The following is a 21,906-nucleotide window of genomic DNA, read 5'->3' on the forward strand; positions in this document are numbered from 1 at the left end:
TTCGCGGGTCAAGTCAACCCTGGAGTAAACCAAGCCCGTCAATCAGTGCGCCGCGCCACCATGCGTAATCGTGACCCCCGGTATACATTGCGCAATGGCTGTCGACGCCAGCGGTAAGCAACTGCTGATGCAGCCGCTGAACGTGGGGTACCGTCGAACCTTCCAGCGATCCCACGCACAGGCGGATGCGCACGCCCTGCGGCGGGGCAGAAAGCAGATGTTCGCTCACCCATGACGAATCGGTTTCGCTGAACACGTTTGGCCGGCTGGCACCCTCTGGCGTCCACCACATCGAAGGGGAGTGGCTGAGCGCCAGCCCGAACGTTTCCGGTGCGTAACGAGCGGCCATGAGCGCGCTGACCCCGCCGAGGCTCTGTCCGGCCAGCACGGTGCGCGAACGGTCTGCCCACCGCCGCTGCGGGTGTTCGGCGCGGATCGTCGGCAACAACTGGCCGGCGATATCCTTTATCAGCTCGCTGCGCCCGCCGAGTATCGCAGTTCGCTCGTGTTCATCGATATTATCGATGCCAAGTACAGCCACAGGCACGATGCGTCCGTTGTTTATGGCGGCGTCAATTGCCGCGCATACGCCAAGGTGATCGAACCAGGTTTCACCATCGGGCAGTACCACCAGGCCGAGGGGCTGCGAAACATCAACGTCCGGCAGATAGAGCCGAACCCGGCGCGATTCCCCGGCGAGAGTGCGCGCCGAGGTAAGCAATTGCCCGCTGGGTGACCCGCCGCGCCATTCGGACTGGGCGGGGGCTTTATCAAGCGCCAGCACCGACTCCTGTGTGCTTCCCCGAACGTTGATCCCCGGCGTTTTGTTTAGCGGATCGGCGTGCCCGACGAGGGTAGCAAAGCGGCCTCCGGACTGTGCAATCGTCTCGGCCGGGGTGCCGGGGGGGATTTCCACCAGCGAATAGGAGCCGCAGTAGCTTGCGGGTAAACGCAGTGTCAGAGTCCAGATATCCGTCGCGGGAAGGGCGGTCATCATCCCTTTCGCCACGTGCTCTTTATCCGTCACCCGATTCAGACGCAGGTAAACGCCCTGTAGAGGGTGCCTGGCGCGCCACAGAAATGTCACATCACGCTCGTCTTTCGCTCCGTCGACTGGCGTCACCAGCGGTACATTTAGCGACTCAGCGTCTCGCCAGAAGTCAGAAAGGTTAGCAATGTGGCCTGCTGCCAGCTGGCTGCGCAGCCTGGCGATAGCAGAGGGATGTTGTTGCATGTTCAGCATTCACTCTCTTTGAATATGAAGGGTGTCAGTATAAATAGCTAAAGCGGCTATTCCGGGAACAGCCGCTTTAGCGCGTGTTTTGTAATGTCTTACGTGCGCAATTACTCTTCCACGATTTCCCCCGTGATGTCGTGCTGGCGATGGGGAACAGAGCTGCCGACGCTGTCATGCCACAAGCGGGTGTAGAGGCCGCCGGCCGCTAACAGCTGTTCGTGGGTGCCGTATTCCGCAAGCTGCCCCTTATCGATAACGGCAATCAGATCGCAGCGCTGCGCGGTGGTCAGACGGTGCGCCACAATCAGCGCCAGGTGCTTCCCGGCGTGCGCGACGTCTGTTAACGATGACATCAATCGCTCTTCGGATGTGCGATCCAGGCGTGACGTGGCTTCATCGAGCAGCAGGATGTGAGCATTCGCCAGTTGTGCGCGGGCCAGCGCAATCAGCTGGCGCTGACCTGCGGACAGATCGGCACCGCCGTTATTCACCGGTGTGCGGAATCCCTGCGGCAGATTGCGCACCGTCTCATACAGCCCTGCCTGTTGAGAGGCAATCTCAACGTCGTCATTGGTACTGGATGGCCGTGAATAACGAATGTTTTCCGCGATATCACCACTAAACAACGCCACATCCTGATCGACCAGCCCAATCTGGCGACGGTAATCGGCAAGCGAGGCATCATCAATTATCCGATCGCCAATGCTGATCCTGCCGTGGGTGGGGGAATACAATCCGGCGATCAGCTTAATCAGCGTTGACTTACCCGCACCGCTGCGACCAACGACCGCGACGACCCTTCCCTCAGGGATTGTCAGGGTAAGTTTGTTCAGCGCGGGTTGAGGACTGTCGGGATAACTGAACGTGACCTCATCAAGATGCAGCGCGCCGGTGGCGGGCGGTGCGGAAGAGGGCTCGATGTTCTCTGTGCCTTCGGTCGCCAGCAGTTCATTGATATGTTTGCCGCTGGCCGTCGCCTGCTGCCAGGCGTCGACAATTCCTGATAACTGCTGCACTGGCCCATAGAATTGCCCCAGCAGCAGGAAGAAAGCCGCCAGCACCCCGGCGGTCATTTCGCCTTCGGCGACTCGCGATGCACCCACCAGAAGAACGGCGGCATAGGAGGCCTCGGTGCAGAAGGTCAGGAACGGGAAATAGACGGCAAGGTATTTTTGCGCACGTACGCGGGTCGCACGGAACCGATCCGATAACGCGCGCAGCCGGGCGGCTTCCTGTTCCTGCTGGCCATGCGATTGCACAACGCGCAAGCCGGAGACTTTCTCCTGCAGGGTGCTGTTGACTTTGCCTATTTCCAGCCGCGCCTGCGCATAAGCAGGGGAGCTGAGGCGGCGATAAATCCAGGTTGCCAGTGCGACCACTGGCACCGCGCTTAATGCCGTCAGCGCCAGGAGCGGGTCGAGCCAGAACATGGCGGCGGCGATGGCGAACATTGTCACCAGGCTGGTGGCTGCACCGGCAAGGCCGTTTTGCAGAAAGCGGGCGAGAGAGTCCACATCTACGGTCATGCGGGTCAGACGCGAATCGACATGCTTTTCATGCCATGGGAGACCAAGACGCAGCATATGGCCGAAGCTGCGCAAGCGCACCGTATGCTGGACTGACTCTGCCGCTCTGGCGGCGAAGACAGTCTGTAGTGAATAACAGCACCAGCTCACGGCCACCAGGCACAGGGCGAATAGGGCACAGAGGCCGATAGTCGACATATCGCCTGTGGCAACGCCGGAGTCAATGCCGCGCTGGAGCAGTATAAGTACCCCGACGCCTGCCGCCGAATCGAGGGCGATCAGCAGGGCGGCGATGACGAACATCCACGCCACGGGCTTCAGCAGCGACGTGACTTTGCGGCCTTTACCGGCCAGCGCCTGCTGTACTGCATTTTCCGGCACGCGCGTCATACGGGCGACAAAGCCTTTATCCCCCGTCTGCGCCGCATCGTCTTGTGGCGCTGGTACGGCCGGCCACAATCCGTTAGGCCCACTGTGGGAAGGCGCGAGGAAATCGCCGTCGCCGGTCATCAGCGCGCGGAACGCCGGACAGCGCGCTTCAAGTTCTGCCTGGGTTCCGGTGTCCACCACCCGGCCCTTATCCAGCACCACAATCCGGCTGGCTAACTGAAGCGTCGAACGGCGTCGGGCAATCACCAGCAGCATATGCTTTTCGTCAGCATAGCGACTCAGCGCGGTGTTGATCTCCGCTTCAGTACCGGCATCGACCGCCGAGGTGGTGTCATCGAGGATCAACACTTCCGGCGCGGTAATGAGCGCCCGTGCCAGCGCGATTCGCTGCCTCTGTCCGCCGGAAAGATTCGTACCGCGTTCGGTTAATTGGGTATCGAAACCTTTCGGCAGGGCGTTGATAAAATCGCTGGCTCCTGCTGCCCTCGCCGCGAGGCGAATGTCGTCCGCCGTTGCCTGAGGGTGCCCGTAGGCGATATTTTCCGCCACCGTACCGGCAAACAGAAAAGCATCCTCAAACACAACGCCTACCCGACGACGAAGCGCCTCCAGCCTGAGATCGCGGAGGTTCTGTCGGCCTGCGCTGGTGTTGAGCCATATCTCTCCGGCGCTGGGATCGTAAAAACGCGCCAGCAGCATCAGCAGCGTGGATTTCCCGGAACCCGATGCGCCCACTACCGCCACCGTTTCACCGGCGTGCAGGGAAAAGGAGACATCGCTGAGGATGCGTCTGCCGCCACGGTACTCGAAGCTCATATTCTCCAGTTGCAGCCCGATAACCTGACCGTTAACCGTCTCCGTCCCGTCTTCCATCTGCGAACGGGTGTCGATCAGAGCAAACACGCGCTCCACGGACGCCTGGGTGCGCTGGGCGATAACCAGAAACGATGCCAGTACACGGGTTGGCCCGGTCAGCATCGCGAGGAAGCTGGCAAACGCCACGAAGGTGCCGAGATCGATGCGCCCGTGCATAACCGACCAGCCGCCGTAGCACAGCAGGACGATTTGCCCGAGTACCGGGAGCGCCAGCATGGTGGCACCTGGCATCGCCTGCGAGATGGCCGCGCCGATGCGTACCCGCACCATCTGCCGCGACTGGCGATCCAGCCAGCGCGTTTCACGCAGCTCCGCCACGCAGGATTTTACCACTGAGATCTGCGCCAGCACCTCGCGCATATGTTCGGTGAGATTTGCCAGTCGGTCCGAGGCCAGCCCGGTTTGCGCAAAGACCCGGCGACGCGCGCGCAGCGCAGTGATAGCCAGGCATGCCAGTACGCACACGACGATGAGCGTCATGGCGGGTGACATCCACAGCATCACGGCAATGCCGGCAATGTAATAAGTGAACACCGCCAGCGGCACCGGGCACATCTGTAGCAGGGTATGCACCTGCTGCAGATCGCTGTTGGTCCGTGAAATCACCTGCCCGGTGCGCAGTGCGTCCTGGCCTGCGCCGTCAAGTTTTTGAATACTGTCGAATGCCCGTCCTCGCAGGGTGTGCTGCACCCAGAGCGAGAGCTCCCCGGCATAACCGCGGCGCACGTAGTTACCGATGAAATCAAAAAAGGCAATCAGCAATAGCCCGCAGGCCAGCCACGGCAGACGAGTCGGATTGCCCGCCAGCGCGTCGTTCACCGCTTGCCTTGTCAGCAACGGCGTCAGCGCGGCCAGCAGAATGGTCGAGACCGACGCTACCACTACGATGATGCTAAGTTTCTTACGTTCCCAGCACACGCGTGCCAGGCGAACTATCCAGGACCGCGCAGGAGTGGGAGAGTGAGTCGCAGGCATTAAGCCTCCTCCGTCTGTAAACAATAGGATCCAAGTCGGATCGCTGTGCAAAAAAAAGCGCCAGCCCGATCCGGTCCCGCATTGTTACGGGCGTATCTCCTGGATGCGTGCTGGCGTATGATCGTCATGACGGCGTAGTGGCTACCCTTTCTGTACCCTCGCGATCAGGCTTTTCGCCACCTCGCTCGGACAGGGTTGCGCTGCCATTTCCGCCGCTACCTCTTCAGAGGCGTCGCGAAGCGCGCGATTGTCGAGGAAAGCATTGATCATGCTGCTCGACAGGCCGTCGTCGCCGGGGATGATCCCGCAGCCGCGTTCGACAACAGCGCGGGCATTTACCGGGCGATCGGCACCCTGGCCGAAGACGATCTGTGGAATACCGGCGTGCAGTGCCGTCAGGGTATTGCCCGCGCCACCATGATGAATGAAGCCATCTGCGCCGTTCAGGAAGGCTCCCATGGGTATCCAGTCGACCAGGCGAACATTTGAGGGCAGTGAGCGCAGATCCGACCGCGCATTGGCCGAAAGATGCAGGATGATCTCGGCATCGACTTCACTGGCGGAATCCATCACCCAGGCGATCAGGTCAAGGCCGTCGACCATCGGTTTGACGGTACCGAGACTCACCAGCAGACGTTTACGGTCGGGCGTCCTCTCCCACCACGGTTCCCACACCGCGCCGCCGTTGTACGGGACGTACTGCATGGGAATAATGGGTTCTCCGTCGTTTTCAAGAATGCTCATGCTCGGTGGTGTTACGTCGATCCAGGCCATATCGCGCGGTGCGGCCCCAACGCCGTGGCGATGATAGGCGTCCGCGAGCGAACGCGTTACGCCTTTGATATGCCAGGGCGTATGGCCGAAGCCGACGGTTTGCATTACGACCGGTATATCGTATTTGGCGGCAATCAGAGGCCCGATGACGCCGAGCGGCGGGTAGATGATGAGATCGGGCCGCCAGTGTCCGGCAAACTCCACCAGGTGGTCGGCCATCTCTTCGCTGAAGAATGAGAAGTTGCCCATTTTTGTGCCGATGTTGCTTTCTTTTCGCTGTGCCTCGCGGCGGCGATAGTCAGCTTCAGAATCAAAACCGGGTGCGGCGTCAAATACCACCAGCCCTGCTTCTGCCGCTTTTTGGGCGAATTTTCCTCCGCTGGCGATCAGCACTTCATGGCCGTTAACGCGAAACGCCTGTGCCAGAGACAGCACAGGATACAGCAGCCCATAGAGAGGCGGGCCTACAAACAAAATACGCATGAGAAAATCCCTCTCCGCTTGACGAACTAAATCAGGAAGTCGACGCAGTCATATGCCAGCAGCAGGACGTTAATTTTCGTTAAGCCTGCTTTGACAGACGCTGCGTCCTTTTTGAGTTTCATCAGCCTTACGAACGGTCCTGTCGCTGACTATTCCGTGACGTAGGCTGGTGAATCGGGAATTCCTTGTCCCGGCTTCCATTAACGCTTACGCGCCGTTGTCCTTTTGAACAGCCCAGGCGGCGTCGTGCTGCCACGCCGCGGTGTTCAGATGCATTTGTTGAGTGTGAGACCGTTTAACAAACCTGGAGAGGCTTGTTTCCTGATACCTCTGTATACCTTGCCAGATAAACCATCAGTGCAAATGCTAATGATAATAATTACTATTATCATACGTGAGCTGCAACTATAATTAAGCACTTAATGCACAATGAATCGATTATGGGAAAAATCGCAGGTTGGGCTCAGCAAAAGGGGACTCTGTGGATTTAGGCACAAAATCCCACGCTTGCGGCGGTTTACAGGCGGACCTGGTGATTCTGTGTAATTGATGGCGGGGGTCTACGATGACGCTACTTCACCAAATAGCGCGGGTTTACCTCCCGTAAATACTGGCGATGTTACTATGATGCCTGATTCACTGCTGTTTATCGTTATGGAAAACCTGCGTAATGTTAACAAAATTCCCTCCCCGACGCGTAATGACCTGTGCTGCGGCTCTGCTAATTATTTTTAGCATCGCCTTGTTCTTCTTCCTGAGAAGCCCCGAGGTTCCTGAGTATGTTACCGCTCCAGTACGCATCGGCGATATTGAAAACGCCGTACTTGCTACCGGTCGAATTGATGCGATTGAGCGGGTCAACGTTGGGGCACAGGTTTCTGGCCAGGTTAAGTCGCTGAAGGTGAAGTTAGGCGATCGTGTCACTAAAGGGCAGCTCATCGCTGAAATTGATGACGTGCCGCAGCGGAATGATTTACGCAACGCAGAAGCTGCTCTCAACGTGGTAAAAGCGGACCTTCAGGCTAAGCAGGCGCAGTTGAAGCAAGCCTCATTGCGTTTTAAGCGCCAGCGCCAGATGTTAAATGAGGATGCCAGCTCGAGAGAAGATTTCGAAACGGCTGAAACCACGCTGGCCAGTACCCGCGCTGAGCTATCGGCACTGAATGCCAAACTCGTCCAGGCGCAAATTGATGTCGACAAGAAAAAGGTCGATTTGGGTTATACAAAAGTTGTTGCTCCCATGGACGGCATTGTTATTGCCGTTGTCACCCAACAGGGCCAAACGGTTAACTCCAGCCAAAGTGCGCCGACCATTATCAAACTCGCACGTCTGGACGTGATGACAATTAAAGCCCAGATCTCTGAGGCGGATATCACGCGAATTTCACCGGGACAGAAAGCCAGATTCACCATTTTCTCTGAGCCGGATAAGCATTATGACGCCACGTTACGTACCGTTGAACTGGCACCTGAGTCGGTTATGAAAGATGATAGCCTTGCCAGCAGTAGCTCAGCCTCAGGGTCAGGCACGTCAAATGCTTCGGTGTACTACAACGCGCTGCTGGATGTCCCCAATCCAGAAAATCGGCTGCGAATTGCCATGACAGCACAGGTGACCTTGCTGGCTGGAGAAGCTAAAAATACGTTACTGGTGCCGATTCAGGCTGTGCACAAGGTGAGTGGCAACAAACAGCAGGTGCAGATATTGACCAGTGATAACCGGCTGGAAACCCGTGAGGTCAAAACCGGCATTACTAACAGTGTGGATATCCAGATCCTGGACGGTGTAAAAGTCGGGGAACATGTTGTGTTATCGCAGCCGGGTGAAAAAGCGCCCGGGGAAGGGTTTGTATCTTGAGTAATATCATAGAACTCAAGGGCATCAGCCGCACCTACAGGAACGGTGGACAGGATCTCACCGTGCTTAAAGGGATTGATTTGACTATCGCTGCTGGGGAGATGGTCGCGATCATCGGCGCCTCCGGTTCCGGTAAGTCAACCCTGATGAATATTATGGGCTGTCTCGATGTCCCTGATTGTGGCGATTACTTTATCAGCGGTCAAAATGCCGCCCAGCTTTCACCTGACGATCTGGCAAGGATCCGCCGTGAGCACATCGGTTTTATCTTCCAGCGTTATCATTTAATGCCCGACCTGAGCGCGTTAAGTAACGTTGAAATTCCGGCGATTTATGCCAACAGTGAGCGCGAAAAGCGCCGTCTGCGCGCGGCGACATTGCTTGGAAGACTCGGGCTGGAAGGTCGTGAACATCATAAGCCGGGAGAGCTTTCAGGCGGCCAGCAGCAGCGTGTGAGTATTGCCCGCTCGCTGATTAACGGCGGTGAAATCATTCTGGCGGATGAACCCACCGGCGCGCTGGATACGCAGTCCGGTCAGGAGGTACTGTCAATACTCAGTGAACTGAATCAGCGTGGCCATACCGTGGTTATGGTTACACATGATATGAAGGTAGCGCAGCATGCTAACCGTATTATTGAGCTGCGTGACGGTGAAATTATTTCTGATACCGGCAGTCGTGTTACCTCCGGGGTTGCCCTTAAACGACCTGACAGCGTTCAGCAAAGCTGGTGGCAAAGTATTGTTGACCGTACCCGTGAATCCCTGCACATGGCGTTAAAAGCGATGAATGCGCATCGCCTGCGCACGACGTTAACCATGACGGGCATTATTTTTGGTATCGCCGCGGTTGTTACGGTGGTGGCACTGGGAGAAGGCGCGAAACAGCGAACCCTTGATAATATCAAGGAGCTTGGAACCAACGTGGTGAGCATCTACCCGGGAAGGGATTTCTTTGACGACAGCACTGAAGCCATTCGTACACTGGTCCCGGCAGACGCCGAAGCATTAGCAAAGCAGGGGTTTGTTGACAGCGTCAGCCCCGAAGTTAACGCTTCCGACAACATTCGCTTTCTGGGTAAATCCGCTACCGCCACGATCAATGGCGTTGGGCGCGATCATTTTCGCGTAAACGGTATTGAACTGTTGCAGGGATCAACTTTCCAGGACGATCGAAATGCCTCGCAGGAAGTCATCATTGATGAAAACGCCCGCAAGGCGTTATTTGACGATGCGGGACTCAAGGCACTTGGGCAAATCGTTTTTCTGGGTTCCGTGCCTGCACGGGTTGTCGGCATCGCCAAAGGGAACAGCCGAAGCTATGCGCCTAATCGCATTAACGTCTGGATGCCTTACAGCACGGTGATGTATCGAATGACAGGAAAACCGGTGTTGACCAGCATCAGCGTAAGGCTTAAGGATGATGTTGCCAACGAGGCAGCGGTCAGCGCTATTTCTCAGCTTCTCACTCAACGCCACGGCGTGAAAGACTTCCAGCTTTATAATTTCGAGCAGATTCGACAATCAATCGAACGGACCTCAATGACCTTTAGCATCCTGATTCTGATGGTGGCCTGCATCTCGCTGATGATCGGCAGCATTGGGGTGATGAATATCATGCTGGTGTCGGTCACGGAACGGACCCATGAGATTGGCGTACGAATGGCGGTCGGTGCGCGTCAGGGCGATATCATGCAGCAGTTTATGATTGAGGCTGTGCTGGTATGTCTAATAGGCGGAGTGTTAGGTATTGCACTGTCGTATGCCGCCGGAGCGCTGTTCACCGCGCTGGCAGGGGGCATTTTCACCGCCATTTATTCGTGGCAGGCCGCTGCTGCCGCATTCTTCTGCTCAACTTTAATCGGCATGATCTTTGGTTATCTCCCTGCCCGCAAGGCAGCAAGGATGGATCCGGTCGTTTCACTGGCCAGCGAGTAACCCATGAAAATATTATCCCCTTTAACGGTATGCCTTGCTGTCCTGCTTAGTGCTGGCTGCGCCGACTCTCTGAAAAGCGACTATCAGCCTCCTGAGGTGAAATACCCTGCCAACTGGTATCAGGCGGATGCTGCGGAGGAGAGGATGCCGTTCGACTGGCAGGCCTTTAACGATCCAGACCTCGACGGCTGGCTGCGGCAGGTGATGGTGCGCAATAACGATGTCGCTGGAGCAGTATTGCGTGTTTATCGCGCCCGCCTGGAAGAAGAGCGGATTGGCATCACAAACGATCCGGGACTAAAAGGTTCGCTCGCGCTTGACGGTAAAAAACAGCTGAACAGCTCAGCCCACTGGAGCAGGGGCAGCGTTGCCAGTATTAATACCAGCTATGAGCTGGATCTGTGGGGCAAAATAGCGCGGCAGCGCGATGCGAAGGCGTGGGCACGTTTTGCCTCGGAAGAGGATCTGCGTTCTGCACGCCTGACGCTGCTTTCAAATGCCAGTAATAATTACTGGCGCTTAGGCTTTATTAACCAGCAGCTGTCTGTCCTGCAACAAAGCATCGACTATGCAAAAGAGACGCTGCGCCTGGCTAACGCGCGCTATGCCGCGGGCGGTGCCTCCTCTCTGGATGTTGTGGATGCTCAGCAGGGCGTGCTTTCGCAGGAAAACAGGCTGGCGGCGTTGAAGAATGAACGTTTACAGGCGCTCAATCAGCAAGCCGTTTTGCTTGGAACCGCGCCGGGCAGCGCGATAGTCGAACCGAAAACGTTACCAATGGGACCACTGCCGCAGGTCAGTGGAAAGATCCCGGTCAACGTGCTGCGGCATCGACCCGATATCAGCGCTAAAGAGTGGCGGGTACGGGAAGCATTGGCCACCGTTGATGTCCAGCGTACTGCATTTTATCCAGCGTTTAGTCTGACCGGCTCGCTTGGCACCAGCAGCAGCAGCCTTATGGCCTTCCTGGAAAATCCTGTAGGCTCTGTTGGAGCAAACCTGACCCTGCCGTTCCTGGAATGGAGAGAAAGGGGCATGGACGTGAAGATTGCCCGCAACGACTACGAGCAACGGGTTCTGGAGTTTAAACAGGAACTTTACAAGGCGATGAGTAGCATAGAAGATGCGCTTGCTTTGCGTCATCAACTCCTGGAACAGGAGACGCTTCTACGTGAAGGCCTGGAACTGGCGAAAAAATCAGAGAGGTTAAACGAAGTTCGCTATCGCCAGGGCGCGGTGCGAATTTCTTTCTGGCTTGATGCTCAGGAGAAACGCCGTCAGGCCGAACTGGCACTGTATGAAAATCGCTTTAACCAGTTAAATAATCTGGCAAAAATCTATATGGAGTTCGGCGGTTCGGTATCTTTCCCCTGAATTGCGCAGACTCATTTACGTCTGGCAGCAATATGACTTGCTGCCAGGGCGCAGTTCGCAAGACATCCCTCGTCATTATTCAAACCCATCTCACAAAAATCGTTCCTCCCCTTTGATCGAAATTTCATCTCCGGCTATATGACTAGTCATATTATTTAAATGACTAGTCATATAGGAGGCAACCATGAATCAATCACTGCCAGCCAACTTCTTATGGGGCAACTCGGTGTCCAGCATGCAGACGGAAGGGGCCTGGAACGAGGGTGGGAAGGGGATGTCGGTGTACGACATTCGTGAAGCCGGAGAAAACGTCTCCGACTGGAAGGTGGCGACCGACTCCTACCACCGCTACCGGGAAGATTTCGACCTGATGCAGGATCTGGGCATGAACTGCTACCGCTTCCAGATCTCCTGGAGCCGCGTCTGCCCGCAGGGCGACGGCGCGTTCAACGACGAGGGAATCGCCTTTTACGACCGCTTTATTGACGATCTCATCGCCCGCGGCATCGAGCCGATGGTCTGCCTCTACCACTTCGACATGCCGCTGGCGCTGGCGCAGGAGTATAACGGCTTCAACGATCGCCGCGTGGTGGAGGCTTTTATCCGCTACGGCAAAAAGATGATCGACTGCTTCGGCGACCGGGTAAAGTACTGGCTGACCTTTAACGAGCAGAACATCTTCCATATGCCGGAAGCGTTCCGCATTTCCGGCTATATGAAAGGCGAGAAAACCCTGCGCGAGCTGTATGAGCTTCAGCACCATGCGATGGTGGCGCACATGTCGCTGACCGAATACCTGCACCAGACAAAACCGGGTCAGCTAATGGGCGGCATGCTGGCGCACCAGCTGATTTATCCGGCCACCTGCAAGCCGCGCGATATCTTCTGCGCCCAGCAGTACGACGAATTCCTCAACCAGAACCTGCTGCGCGTCTTTGCAGGCCAGGGCTACAGCCCGGCGGTGATGGCGGTGGTAGAGCAGGAGGGCTTCGGCGATATCTACCGCGCAGACGATCTCGCGCTGTTTGCCCGCACGAAAAACGACTTTATGGCCTTCAGCTACTACGCCAGCAAAACGCTGGATAGCGATGCGATCCCGGAAGGCACGCCGGTCAACTATTACCTGCTGCACGGTGAGAAAAATAACCCCTACCTGAAAGCCACCGAGTGGAACTGGCAGATCGACCCGCTCGGTTTTCGCACCATCATCACGCGTTATGCCAACGACTGGCGCATGCCGGTCTTCCCGATTGAAAACGGTATTGGGGTGATTGAGTCCTGGGACGGGGTTAACCCGATTGAGGACACCTACCGCATCGACTACCACCGGGCGCATATCGAGGCCATGAAGGAAGCCATATTCGAGGATGGCGCAGAGGTCATTGGCTATCTCGGCTGGGGGTTAATTGACATTCTCAGCTCGCAGGGTGACATGCGTAAGCGCTACGGCGTGGTCTATGTCAACCGCGAGAATCACGACCTGAAAGACCTTAAGCGCGTGCCGAAGAAGAGCTACGCGTGGTTAAAACAGGTTATCCATACCAACGGACGCGAGATGTAAGCCGTACGCTGCCGGGCCGTTTTTGTGACTGATTGATGGGAACACTCCGCTATGTCTGAAGCAAAAATAACACCGCACATGCAGTCTTTTGTCGACAAATTTGTTGAGTTCTCGGCGCGCCTGGCAAACCAGGTGCACCTGCGATCCCTGCGCGACGCCTTCGCCACGGTGATGCCGATTTTCATCCTCGCTGGTCTGGCGGTGCTGGTGAATAACGTGGTGTTTCCGTGGATTTTTCACGGCGATACGCTCGCGCAGTTTAAGGTATGGGGCGAGGGGATTATTAACGGCACGCTGAACATCGCCGCGCTGCTGCTGGCGCCGATGATTGCCTGGTCGCTGGCGCGCAACAAAGATTTCGACAATCCGGTCTCGGCAGTGGTTATCGCCGTCAGCAGCTTTATCATCATGATGCCGATGCGCTTACAGGTTACGCCCGTTGGCAGCGACGCTGCGGTCAGCGTGACGCAGGTGCTGACGTTCGCCAATATCGGCTCCACCGGGATTTTCGCCGGGGTGCTGATTGGGCTGCTCTCCACCGAGCTGTTCATCGCCATTTCGCGGCTGAAGGCGCTGCACATTTCGCTGGGGGAAAACGTGCCCCCGGCGGTGAGCAAATCCTTTACCGCGCTGATCCCGACGATCCTCACGCTCTCCCTGTTCGCGGTGCTGGCGGCGATCCTGGCAAACGTGCTGCATACGGATCTGATCCATCTCATTACGACCTTTATCCAGCAGCCGCTGCGGCTGATCAATACCAGCCTGCCGGGGACGATTTTCATCTACAGCTTCGGCAACTTCCTGTTCACGCTCGGCATTCATCAGTCGGTGGTCAACAGCGTGGTGCTGGAGCCGTTTCTGCTGATTAACACCAACGAGAACATGCTGGCCTTCGCCAACGGACAGCCGATCCCGCACATCATCAACAATATTTTCGTGCCGACGTTTGGCATGGTGGGCGGCACGGGCAGCACGATCTCGCTGCTGATCGCCATCTTTATCTTCTCGCGGCAACAATCGGCGAAGCAGGTGGCGCGTCTGTCGCTGGCACCTGGCTTATTCAACATCAACGAGCCGGTGATTTTCGGCCTGCCGATCGTCTTTAACCTGCCGCTGATGATCCCGTTTGTGCTGCTGCCCGCCATCAGCATTTACTTCGCCTGGCTCTGCACCACGCTGGGGTTAATGTCCCGCTGCGTGGTGATGATCCCGTGGACCACGCCGCCGATCCTCAGCGCCTGGCTGGCGACGGCGGGGGACTGGCGTGCCGTGGTGGTCCAGTTGGCAATCATCGTATTTGGTGTATTCTTCTACCTGCCTTTCCTCAAAATTGCCGAGCGAGTGGCCTTGAAAAACAGCGGGATAGAAAACTAACAGAAAGGAAGGACGATGGCGGCGAAGTACATCACCATAGCGCGGGAAATTAAGAAACGCATTATCAGCCAGCAGTACGCCGCCAACGAACCCCTGCCGGATCAGTTTGCACTGGCGGCGGAGTTCAGTACCAGCCGGATGACTATTCAGCAGGCGATGCGCCAGCTGATCGTCGAAGGGCTGGTCTACACCCGTCAGGGGCAGGGGACGTTCATCCGCAAAAACTTCCTCCAGCTCTCGCAGTGGGATCTCTCCGGCAGCGACTACTTTGGCGCGACCAAAACCTGGGCGCATCTGGGTACGGTGACGAGCCAGGTGGTGCATTTCGAACTGCGCTTCCCGAACGAAAAAGAGCAGGCGTCGCTGATGATTAACGCCGATGCGCCGATCTACGACTTCATTCGCCTGCGTCTACTGAACGGCGAACCGATGTCGCTGGATTCCACGGTGATGCCGATGAATCTGGTGCCGGGCCTGACGAAAAACCACCTTGAAGGGTCAGTGTTTCAGTACGTTCAGGAAACCCTGGGGCTGAAAATTATGGGGTCATACCGGGTCGTGCGGGCGCTAAAGCCCAGCGCGCTGGACAGAGAGCATCTGGTCTGTGAGGAAACCGATCCGGTGCTGGAGGTGGAGCAGGTCATTTATCTGGAAGATGGCACGCCGCTGGAGTATGCCCACTGCCACTATCGCTACGACCACGGCGGGATTGTTATCGTGAATAACGGATAAAAAAAAGCGGGCCTCGAAGCCCGCTTTTTTAATACGCGTGATTAATTCAGACGCACCGGCATACCCGAACGGTTCTGAATCGCCTGGTCGACGATGGTGGTTTCCACGTCTGGCTGAGAGGTCACTGACTGCACCGCGCTGTTCAGCGTAATCGGCACGATCTCGTTGTTGTTGATCTGGTCTTCGCTGGTGGAGAGCGGGTTGTGCACTTCGATGTAGCGGCTGCCGTCTGGCTCAGACGTCGCTTTCACCGGTTCGTTGATGAACTGTACGCGCGTACCAACCGGCACGTTCTCGAACAGGAACTTGATGTCGTCGTTACGCAGGCGTACGCAGCCGTGGCTCACGCGCAGGCCGATACCGAAGTTGGCGTTGGTGCCGTGGATGGCGTACAGACGACCAATGTACAGCGCGTACAGGCCCATCGGGTTATCCGGGCCGGCCGGCACAACGGCGGGCAGCGGTTCGCCCGCAGCGATGTATTCCGCGTGCATTTTAGCCGTCGGCGTCCAGGTTGGGCCCGCTTTCTTACGCTCTACTTTGGTGGTCCAGTTCAGCGGGGTGTCTTTGCCCAGCTGGCCGATACCGATTGGCAGCACGATAACGGTGTTGGTGCCTTTCGGGTAGTAATACAGACGCATTTCGGCGCTGTTAATCACGATGCCTTCATGAACGGTATCCGGCAGGATCAGCTGCTGAGGAATATTCAGCACGGTACCTGCTTTTGGCAGATACGGGTCAACGCCCGGGTTCGCTTCCAGCATGTTGGACAGGCCCAGCTGGTACTGCGCGGCGAAATACTCCAGCGGCTGAGAGTTACCCTCAGGCACCGTCACCACCTGGTTTTGACCCACCAGACGGCTTCCGTCTGTCGGCAGGGGATACGTCACCGCAGACGCGGTCTTACAAAAACCTACTACGGCTAACGCCGCCGCAAAAAGCGTTGTTAATTTCATGTTCATGTTGTGCGAGGTATCTAAGCCATTCAGGCGATGAGTTGATAAGTCTGAATCTGTGATGGGAGCGCATTATATGTGCATTCCCGCTAACAGGGAATTCAGATGTGTACGAAATCACATTTTTTTCGATTTTGTTAAAGTTTAGTGGATTGCCGCAACACGGGATCTCAATTCGGAATTGTGGCATAATGCCGTGTTTATCACACTTTTCGCAGGAATCTCTCCGTGTTAGTTACCAGCAACGTCACTATGCAGTTTGGCAGTAAGCCGCTGTTCGAAAACATTTCCGTCAAATTTGGCGGCGGCAACCGTTACGGCCTGATTGGTGCCAACGGTAGCGGAAAATCCACCTTTATGAAGATCCTCGGCGGCGATTTAGAGCCGACGCTGGGCAACGTGTCGCTCGATCCGAACGAGCGTATCGGTAAGCTGCGTCAGGATCAGTTCGCCTTCGAAGAGTTCACCGTGCTCGACACCGTGATCATGGGGCACGCGGAGCTGTGGGAAGTGAAGCAAGAGCGCGATCGTATCTACGGTCTCGCCGAAATGAGCGAAGAAGACGGCTATAAAGTGGCCGACCTGGAAACCCAGTACGGCGAAATGGACGGCTACTCCGCGGAAGCGCGTGCGGGCGAGTTGCTGCTGGGCGTCGGCATTCCGGTTGAACAGCATTACGGCCCGATGAGCGAAGTCGCGCCAGGCTGGAAGCTGCGCGTGCTGCTGGCGCAGGCGCTGTTCTCTAACCCGGACATCCTGCTGCTCGACGAACCAACGAACAACCTGGACATCGATACCATCCGCTGGCTGGAGCAGACGCTGAACGACCGCGACAGCACCATGATCATCATCTCGCACGACCGTCACTTCCTGAACATGGTCTGTACGCACATGGCGGATCTGGACTACGGTGAGCTGCGCGTATATCCGGGCAACTACGACGAGTACATGACGGCAGCCACCCAGGCGCGTGAACGTCTGCTTGCCGACAACGCCAAGAAGAAAGCGCAGATTGCGGACCTGCAATCCTTCGTGAGCCGCTTCAGCGCCAACGCCTCTAAATCCCGTCAGGCAACATCGCGTGCCCGTCAGATCGACAAAATTAAGTTGGAAGAAGTGAAGGCCTCCAGCCGTCAGAACCCGTTCATTCGCTTTGAGCAGGACAAGAAGCTGTTCCGTAACGCGCTGGAAGTTGAGGCGCTTACCAAAGGCTTTGATGAAGGCCCGCTGTTTAAAAACTTCAACCTGCTGCTGGAAGTGGGTGAGAAGATTGCCATTCTGGGCGCTAACGGCGTGGGTAAATCTACCCTGCTGAAAACCCTGGTGGGTGAACTGCAGCCGGACAACGGCACCGTGAAGTGGTCCGAGAACGCGCAGATTGGCTACTACGCGCAGGATCATGAGTACGAGTTCGAAAATGACCTGACCGTCTTCGACTGGATGAGCCAGTGGAAGCAGGAAGGCGACGACGAGCAGGCGGTGCGCAGCATTCTGGGGCGTCTGCTGTTCAGCCAGGACGACATCAAAAAGCCGGCCAAAGTGCTCTCCGGTGGTGAAAAAGGCCGCATGCTCTTCGGCAAGCTGATGATGGAAAAACCGAACATTCTGGTGATGGACGAACCGACCAACCACCTGGACATGGAATCGATCGAATCGCTGAACATGGCGCTGGAGATGTATCAGGGCACCCTGATCTTCGTCTCTCACGACCGTGAGTTCGTCAGCTCGCTGGCGACCCGCGTGATCGAAATTACGCCAGAGCGCGTGGTGGACTTCACCGGTAACTACGAAGATTATCTGCGCAGTAAAGGTATCGACGGCTAATTTCCCGTCGTCTTTCACGCTGCAGATGCGTTGGCTTCACCTGTTCACCCCGGTCACTTACTTATGTAAGCTCCCGGGGATTCACAGGTTTGCCGCCTTCCTGCAGCGCGAAATACTTAGGGAAAGGCGTCGTGCCTTTATTCCCTCTCCCAGTGGGAGAGGGTTAGGGTGAGGGCATCAGGCCGCACTACATCACCCACTCGCTCCCTTCAACCCCATTCACCCGCAGCGTACGTTTTTCCCCCGCCGGTAACGACACCTTCAGCGCCTTCCACGCAGGACGATAATCCCCGCGCGCGTTGACCTTCAGGTTGATGGTTGCGCCATCACACTCCATTTCCCATTCCACCCACAGCGCATTGCCCTTCTGATAGCCCCAGCTTTCACCGTCGTCCTCAAACAGCAGCCCCGTGGTTGTGCCGACGCCTTTAACCGGGAACAGCTTCAGCTCGCGGGTCGTATCTTTTTCAGCACTCACATGCGTGATGCGCTCGCTAAGCGGCAGACCGGCCCCGGCGCGCACCAGCAACGGCAGTTTTTCCAGCGGCGCATCAAGGACGATGGATTGCCCGCCCGCATACCACGCGTGGGTGTAAAAATCGTACCAGCCCGTTTCGTTATCCGGCAGCCAGACGCGGCGCTCGCGCTGCCCGGCTTCGACGACGCTGGCGACCAGCAGGTCGCGGCCCAGCAGGAAGTCATCGCACTCTTCGAAGGTCTGCGCGTCGTGCTCGTGGTCGAGGAAGGTAGGGCGCAGCATCGGCTCGTCGTCGGCGTGCGCCTGCCAGAGCAGGGTGTAGAGATACGGCAGCAGGCGGTAGCGCAGCTCAATCGCGCCGCGAATGGCAGGCGTGACGCCCGGATACATCCACGACTCGTTCACCGTGTGGTCATCGTTCCACGAGTGAATGGTAAAGCGCGGATGCATCACCCCGTTCTGCACCCAGCGCACGAACAGCTCGGCGTCCGGCTTGTCGCCGGAGAAACCGCCGACGTCGTGACCGACGTTGAATAATCCGGACAGGCTCATGCCCAGCCCCATGCGGATGTTATAGCGCAGGGTGTCCCAGTTAGTGCGGTTGTCGCCGCTCCAGGTCTGAACGTAGCGCTGCATCCCGGCGCAGCCGGAGCGGGAGATCAGATACGGGCGTTTTTCCGGCGCAAAGCGCTGCTGCGCTTCCAGCGAGGCGCGCATCATCAGCAGCGGCATCACCGGGCGAATGTGCTTGATGGCGATCTCCTTGCCGAAGCCAAAGCAGCGGGCTTCCCCGTCCCACACTTCATACTCGTTGTTGTCGTTCCAGGTGGAGTCGATACCCATCTCCAGCAGCTGCGTGGTCACGCCGTTCTGCCACCACTGCACCGTCTGCGGGTTGGTAAAGTCGAGGTGCGAGCCTTCGTCATCCCAGAAGCTGGAACGTTCCGGTGCATCGGTTTCTGAATCACGAATGAACAGGCCGCTCTCCGCCACTTCGTTATAGCGGGGATGATCCTGCAGCAGGCACGGCTTGATGTTGGCCGCAAGCTTCAGTCCCGCGTCGTGGAAGGCCTGGCTCATCGCCTTCGGCTGCGGCACCTTGTCGTAGTTCCAGTTGAAGACGTAGCGCTTGCCGTTGATGGAGGTATAGCCGGACGAGAGCTGGAACGAATCGCACGGAATGGCGTGCTCTTCGCACAGGCGGATGAAGTTCATCAGCTGGTTTTGCGCGTCCGGTGCGTCGGTGTAGTGCATGGTCGAGCCGCTGTAGCCCAGGCTCCACTTCGGCCCAAACAGCGTTTTCCCGGTCAGGCGCACAAAGGCTTTGGTGACGTCCAGCGCGCGCGCGCCGGTAAAGAGGTAGTAGTCGATGTCGCCCGCTTCTGCCTGCCAGCGGCGATAGGCGGTGTGATAGTTGTCGATCTCGTTGCCCAGATCCAGCCAGCAGCTGCTCAGGTTGTCGTAGAACAGGCCGTAGCTCACGTCATCGCGGCGGGTGAGGGTAAACGGAATGTGCTTATAAAGCGGATCGGTGCTGGCGGCGTTATAGCCCATGGCGTCCAGGTTGCGCATCTCGTAGCGCTTGCCGTTGCGCTGCAGATCGCCCGCTTTCTCGCCCAGGCCGTAAAAACGCTCGTCCTTGCGGCGGCTGAGATAGTGCGCCACGCCATCGCCGTGGGCGTTCAGCAGGTAGGCGCTGGTCGGGCGATCCTGGACCAGCGGCTGCCATTCGCCCGCATCATTACGGTAGTGCCACTCCAGCCACAGGGGCTGGTGGACGGTCACGCGCAGCTGCTCGGTTGCCACCGTCACTGCGTCATCCTGCTGCGTCAGGGTCCAGGCCGGGCAGGAGAAACCGCTCAAGTCGTCACGATGGCGGCCTTCCCACGGCACGTCCTGTTCCGGCGCGATGCTCCAGGTGCGGTCCAGCGCCAGCTCGCCTTTGCGCTTAATCAGCACGCGGAACAGGTTTTGTTCCAGCACATACAGGCACAGGCGGTGCTGATTATCCACCAGCAGCTCCAGATGATTCGCAGACTGCTTATCGACGGTCCAGTTTTTCAGGGTTTTCATATGCAATACATCCACTATCAGGCGCGCTTGGCGCGACGTTCAGCAATAAATGCTACCAGGAAGAGAGCGCCAATCAGGTCAAAGAAGCCCATGGCAATAAAGAGCGGGTTGAAGCCGATTTTGTCGGCGGTCACCCCGATTAATAGCGAGAACAGGAAGCTGGCGATCCACGCCGCCGAGCCGCGCATGCCGTTGACGGTTGCCATCTGGCCTTTGTCAAACGACTCCACGACCAGGGCACTCAGCATGCAGGAGATAATCTGGTGCCCGAAGCCGCCGATGGAGATCAGTACGATGGTGATATACGGGTCGCGGGTCACGGCGACGATGGCCAGAGAAATCATCAGAAACGCGCCGGTGACGGAGCTTGCCACCACCGAGTTCACGCGGGAGCAGCCGAACCAGCGGGTGTACAGGCGCGTCAGGTAGCCGCTTGCCACGCTGCCGAGGTCGGCGGCGAGGAAGGGCAGCCAGGCAAACATCGCAATCTGCTTCAGGTCCATGCCGTGCTCTTTAGCGAGGTACAGCGGCACCCAGAAGCTCAGCACCGCCCAGGCGGGTTCTGCCATAAAGGCCGGGATGGCGATACCGTAGAAGCGTTTGTTTTTCGAGACGGTTTTCAGCGCGGTCAGGAAGGGCAGCTTGACCGGTGCGGGTTCGTTATCCTGTTTGATAAACGCCAGCTCGTCGCGGCTCAGGTTCGGGTGCTGTTCCGGGTTGTGGTAGAACGCCCACCAGAGGAGCACCCACAGCAGCGCCAGCACGCCGGTAAACATAAACGCGCCCTGCCAGCCGAACGACGCGTGAGCAAAGTAGATGATAGGCGGAGCCAGCATCGCGCCGATGGAGAAGCCCACGCCTGCCCAGCCGGCGGCAACGGGACGTTCTGATTTCGGGAACCATTCGCCGATGGTTTTGGCATTCGCTGGCGTGGCGGCAGCTTCGGAAGCGCCCATAAAGAAGCGCAGAATCGCCAGGTGCAGCCAGCTTCCGGCGCCCGCGTGGAAGATACACATCAACGCCCAGATCCCGGCGCAGACCATAAAGCCAATCTTCAGGCCGATAACGTCAATCAGCCAGCCGCACAGGGGCTGGAAAATGGTGTAGGCGATCTGAAACGCGCCGACTATCCAGGAGTACTGCTCGGTGGTGATCCCGAGGCTCTCTTTCAGTTCCGGGGCGAGGATCCCCAGTGAGTTACGGGTGATGTAGTTAACGGTGACGCCAAGTAAAAACAGCACCAGCACGTACCAGCGCAAATTCTTAATGACGCGACGTGTTTTGCTTGTCGCAACGGTGTTATTGATGTCCTGACTCATTTTACTCTCCACAAGACGGACGGTAAGGGGACGGAGGTTCAGGTGTCACACAGATTGTTATGCCTTTGATTTCTATCCGCTTAGAATGCTTAAGTTGCTATACAACTAGTATGGAAGCTGTGTGACAAGTTCACCTTAGGGAAGAAAATGAGAGGGCAA

13 protein-coding genes are annotated in these 21,906 nt (G+C 57.3%); 7 read left to right on the top strand and 6 right to left on the bottom strand.

The features are described from left to right. Positions 1-13: 13 nt before the first annotated feature. From IB212_RS07135 to iroB, 3 genes are all read right to left on the bottom strand, one after another. Positions 14-1,243 carry an esterase family protein gene (locus IB212_RS07135; RefSeq protein ID WP_032102662.1) on the bottom strand — a complete coding sequence of 410 codons (1,230 nt, stop codon included), beginning with the start codon at positions 1,241-1,243 and terminating at the stop codon, positions 14-16. 101 nt (positions 1,244-1,344) lie between these two features. Continuing rightward, positions 1,345-5,004: a salmochelin/enterobactin export ABC transporter IroC gene (gene iroC / locus IB212_RS07140; RefSeq protein WP_051486110.1), complete on the bottom strand. Its 3,660-nt coding sequence runs from the start codon at positions 5,002-5,004 to the stop codon at positions 1,345-1,347. A gap of 141 nt (positions 5,005-5,145) precedes the next feature. Then, entirely contained in the window at positions 5,146-6,261 is a 1,116-nt protein-coding gene (gene iroB / locus IB212_RS07145; RefSeq protein WP_017384908.1) for a salmochelin biosynthesis C-glycosyltransferase IroB, read from the bottom strand. A 670-nt stretch (positions 6,262-6,931) separates the two neighbouring features. Between iroB and IB212_RS07150 the strand changes: the two genes are divergently transcribed. The 6 genes from IB212_RS07150 to IB212_RS07175 all read left to right on the top strand — a co-directional run bounded on the left by IB212_RS07150 (position 6,932) and on the right by IB212_RS07175 (position 15,097). Beyond that, positions 6,932-8,119: an efflux RND transporter periplasmic adaptor subunit gene (locus IB212_RS07150; protein WP_023303343.1), complete on the top strand. Its 1,188-nt coding sequence runs from the start codon at positions 6,932-6,934 to the stop codon at positions 8,117-8,119. Then, positions 8,116-10,056, top strand: coding sequence for a MacB family efflux pump subunit (locus tag IB212_RS07155; RefSeq protein ID WP_023296167.1), 1,941 nt, complete (start codon positions 8,116-8,118; stop codon positions 10,054-10,056). The genes IB212_RS07150 and IB212_RS07155 overlap by 4 nt, the downstream gene beginning before the upstream one ends. A gap of 3 nt (positions 10,057-10,059) precedes the next feature. Next, positions 10,060-11,430, top strand: coding sequence for a TolC family protein (locus IB212_RS07160; RefSeq protein ID WP_041910708.1), 1,371 nt, complete (start codon positions 10,060-10,062; stop codon positions 11,428-11,430). A 184-nt stretch (positions 11,431-11,614) separates the two neighbouring features. Continuing rightward, the gene (locus IB212_RS07165) at positions 11,615-12,991 is read left to right on the top strand and encodes a glycoside hydrolase family 1 protein (protein ID WP_041910707.1); all 1,377 of its coding nucleotides are present in this window, start codon (positions 11,615-11,617) and stop codon (positions 12,989-12,991) included. A 51-nt stretch (positions 12,992-13,042) separates the two neighbouring features. Further along, a complete protein-coding gene (locus IB212_RS07170; protein ID WP_188245763.1) occupies positions 13,043-14,365 on the top strand; it encodes a PTS sugar transporter subunit IIC in 1,323 nt (440 codons plus the stop codon). 15 nt (positions 14,366-14,380) lie between these two features. Continuing rightward, complete coding sequence (locus IB212_RS07175; protein WP_025912880.1) at positions 14,381-15,097, top strand: GntR family transcriptional regulator; 717 nt, start codon at positions 14,381-14,383, stop codon at positions 15,095-15,097. A 41-nt stretch (positions 15,098-15,138) separates the two neighbouring features. Here IB212_RS07175 and ldtB read toward each other — a convergent pair whose 3' ends face one another. Next, complete coding sequence (gene ldtB, locus IB212_RS07180) at positions 15,139-16,059, bottom strand: L,D-transpeptidase (protein WP_008501186.1); 921 nt, start codon at positions 16,057-16,059, stop codon at positions 15,139-15,141. A 222-nt stretch (positions 16,060-16,281) separates the two neighbouring features. Between ldtB and IB212_RS07185 the strand changes: the two genes are divergently transcribed. Next, positions 16,282-17,877: an ABC-F family ATPase gene (locus IB212_RS07185; RefSeq protein WP_041910703.1), complete on the top strand. Its 1,596-nt coding sequence runs from the start codon at positions 16,282-16,284 to the stop codon at positions 17,875-17,877. Positions 17,878-18,064: 187 nt separating this feature from the next. Here the strand turns inward: IB212_RS07185 and IB212_RS07190 are convergent, their stop codons facing one another. After that, complete coding sequence (locus tag IB212_RS07190) at positions 18,065-20,428, bottom strand: TIM-barrel domain-containing protein (protein WP_188245762.1); 2,364 nt, start codon at positions 20,426-20,428, stop codon at positions 18,065-18,067. A 17-nt stretch (positions 20,429-20,445) separates the two neighbouring features. After that, positions 20,446-21,747 (bottom strand): MFS transporter, encoded by a 1,302-nt coding sequence (locus IB212_RS07195; protein WP_059357997.1) that lies wholly within the window; start codon positions 21,745-21,747, stop codon positions 20,446-20,448. Positions 21,748-21,906: the final 159 nt, after the last annotated feature.

The organism is Enterobacter sp. E12, from assembly GCF_014596715.2.
Lineage (GTDB): Bacteria > Pseudomonadota > Gammaproteobacteria > Enterobacterales > Enterobacteriaceae > Enterobacter > Enterobacter bugandensis.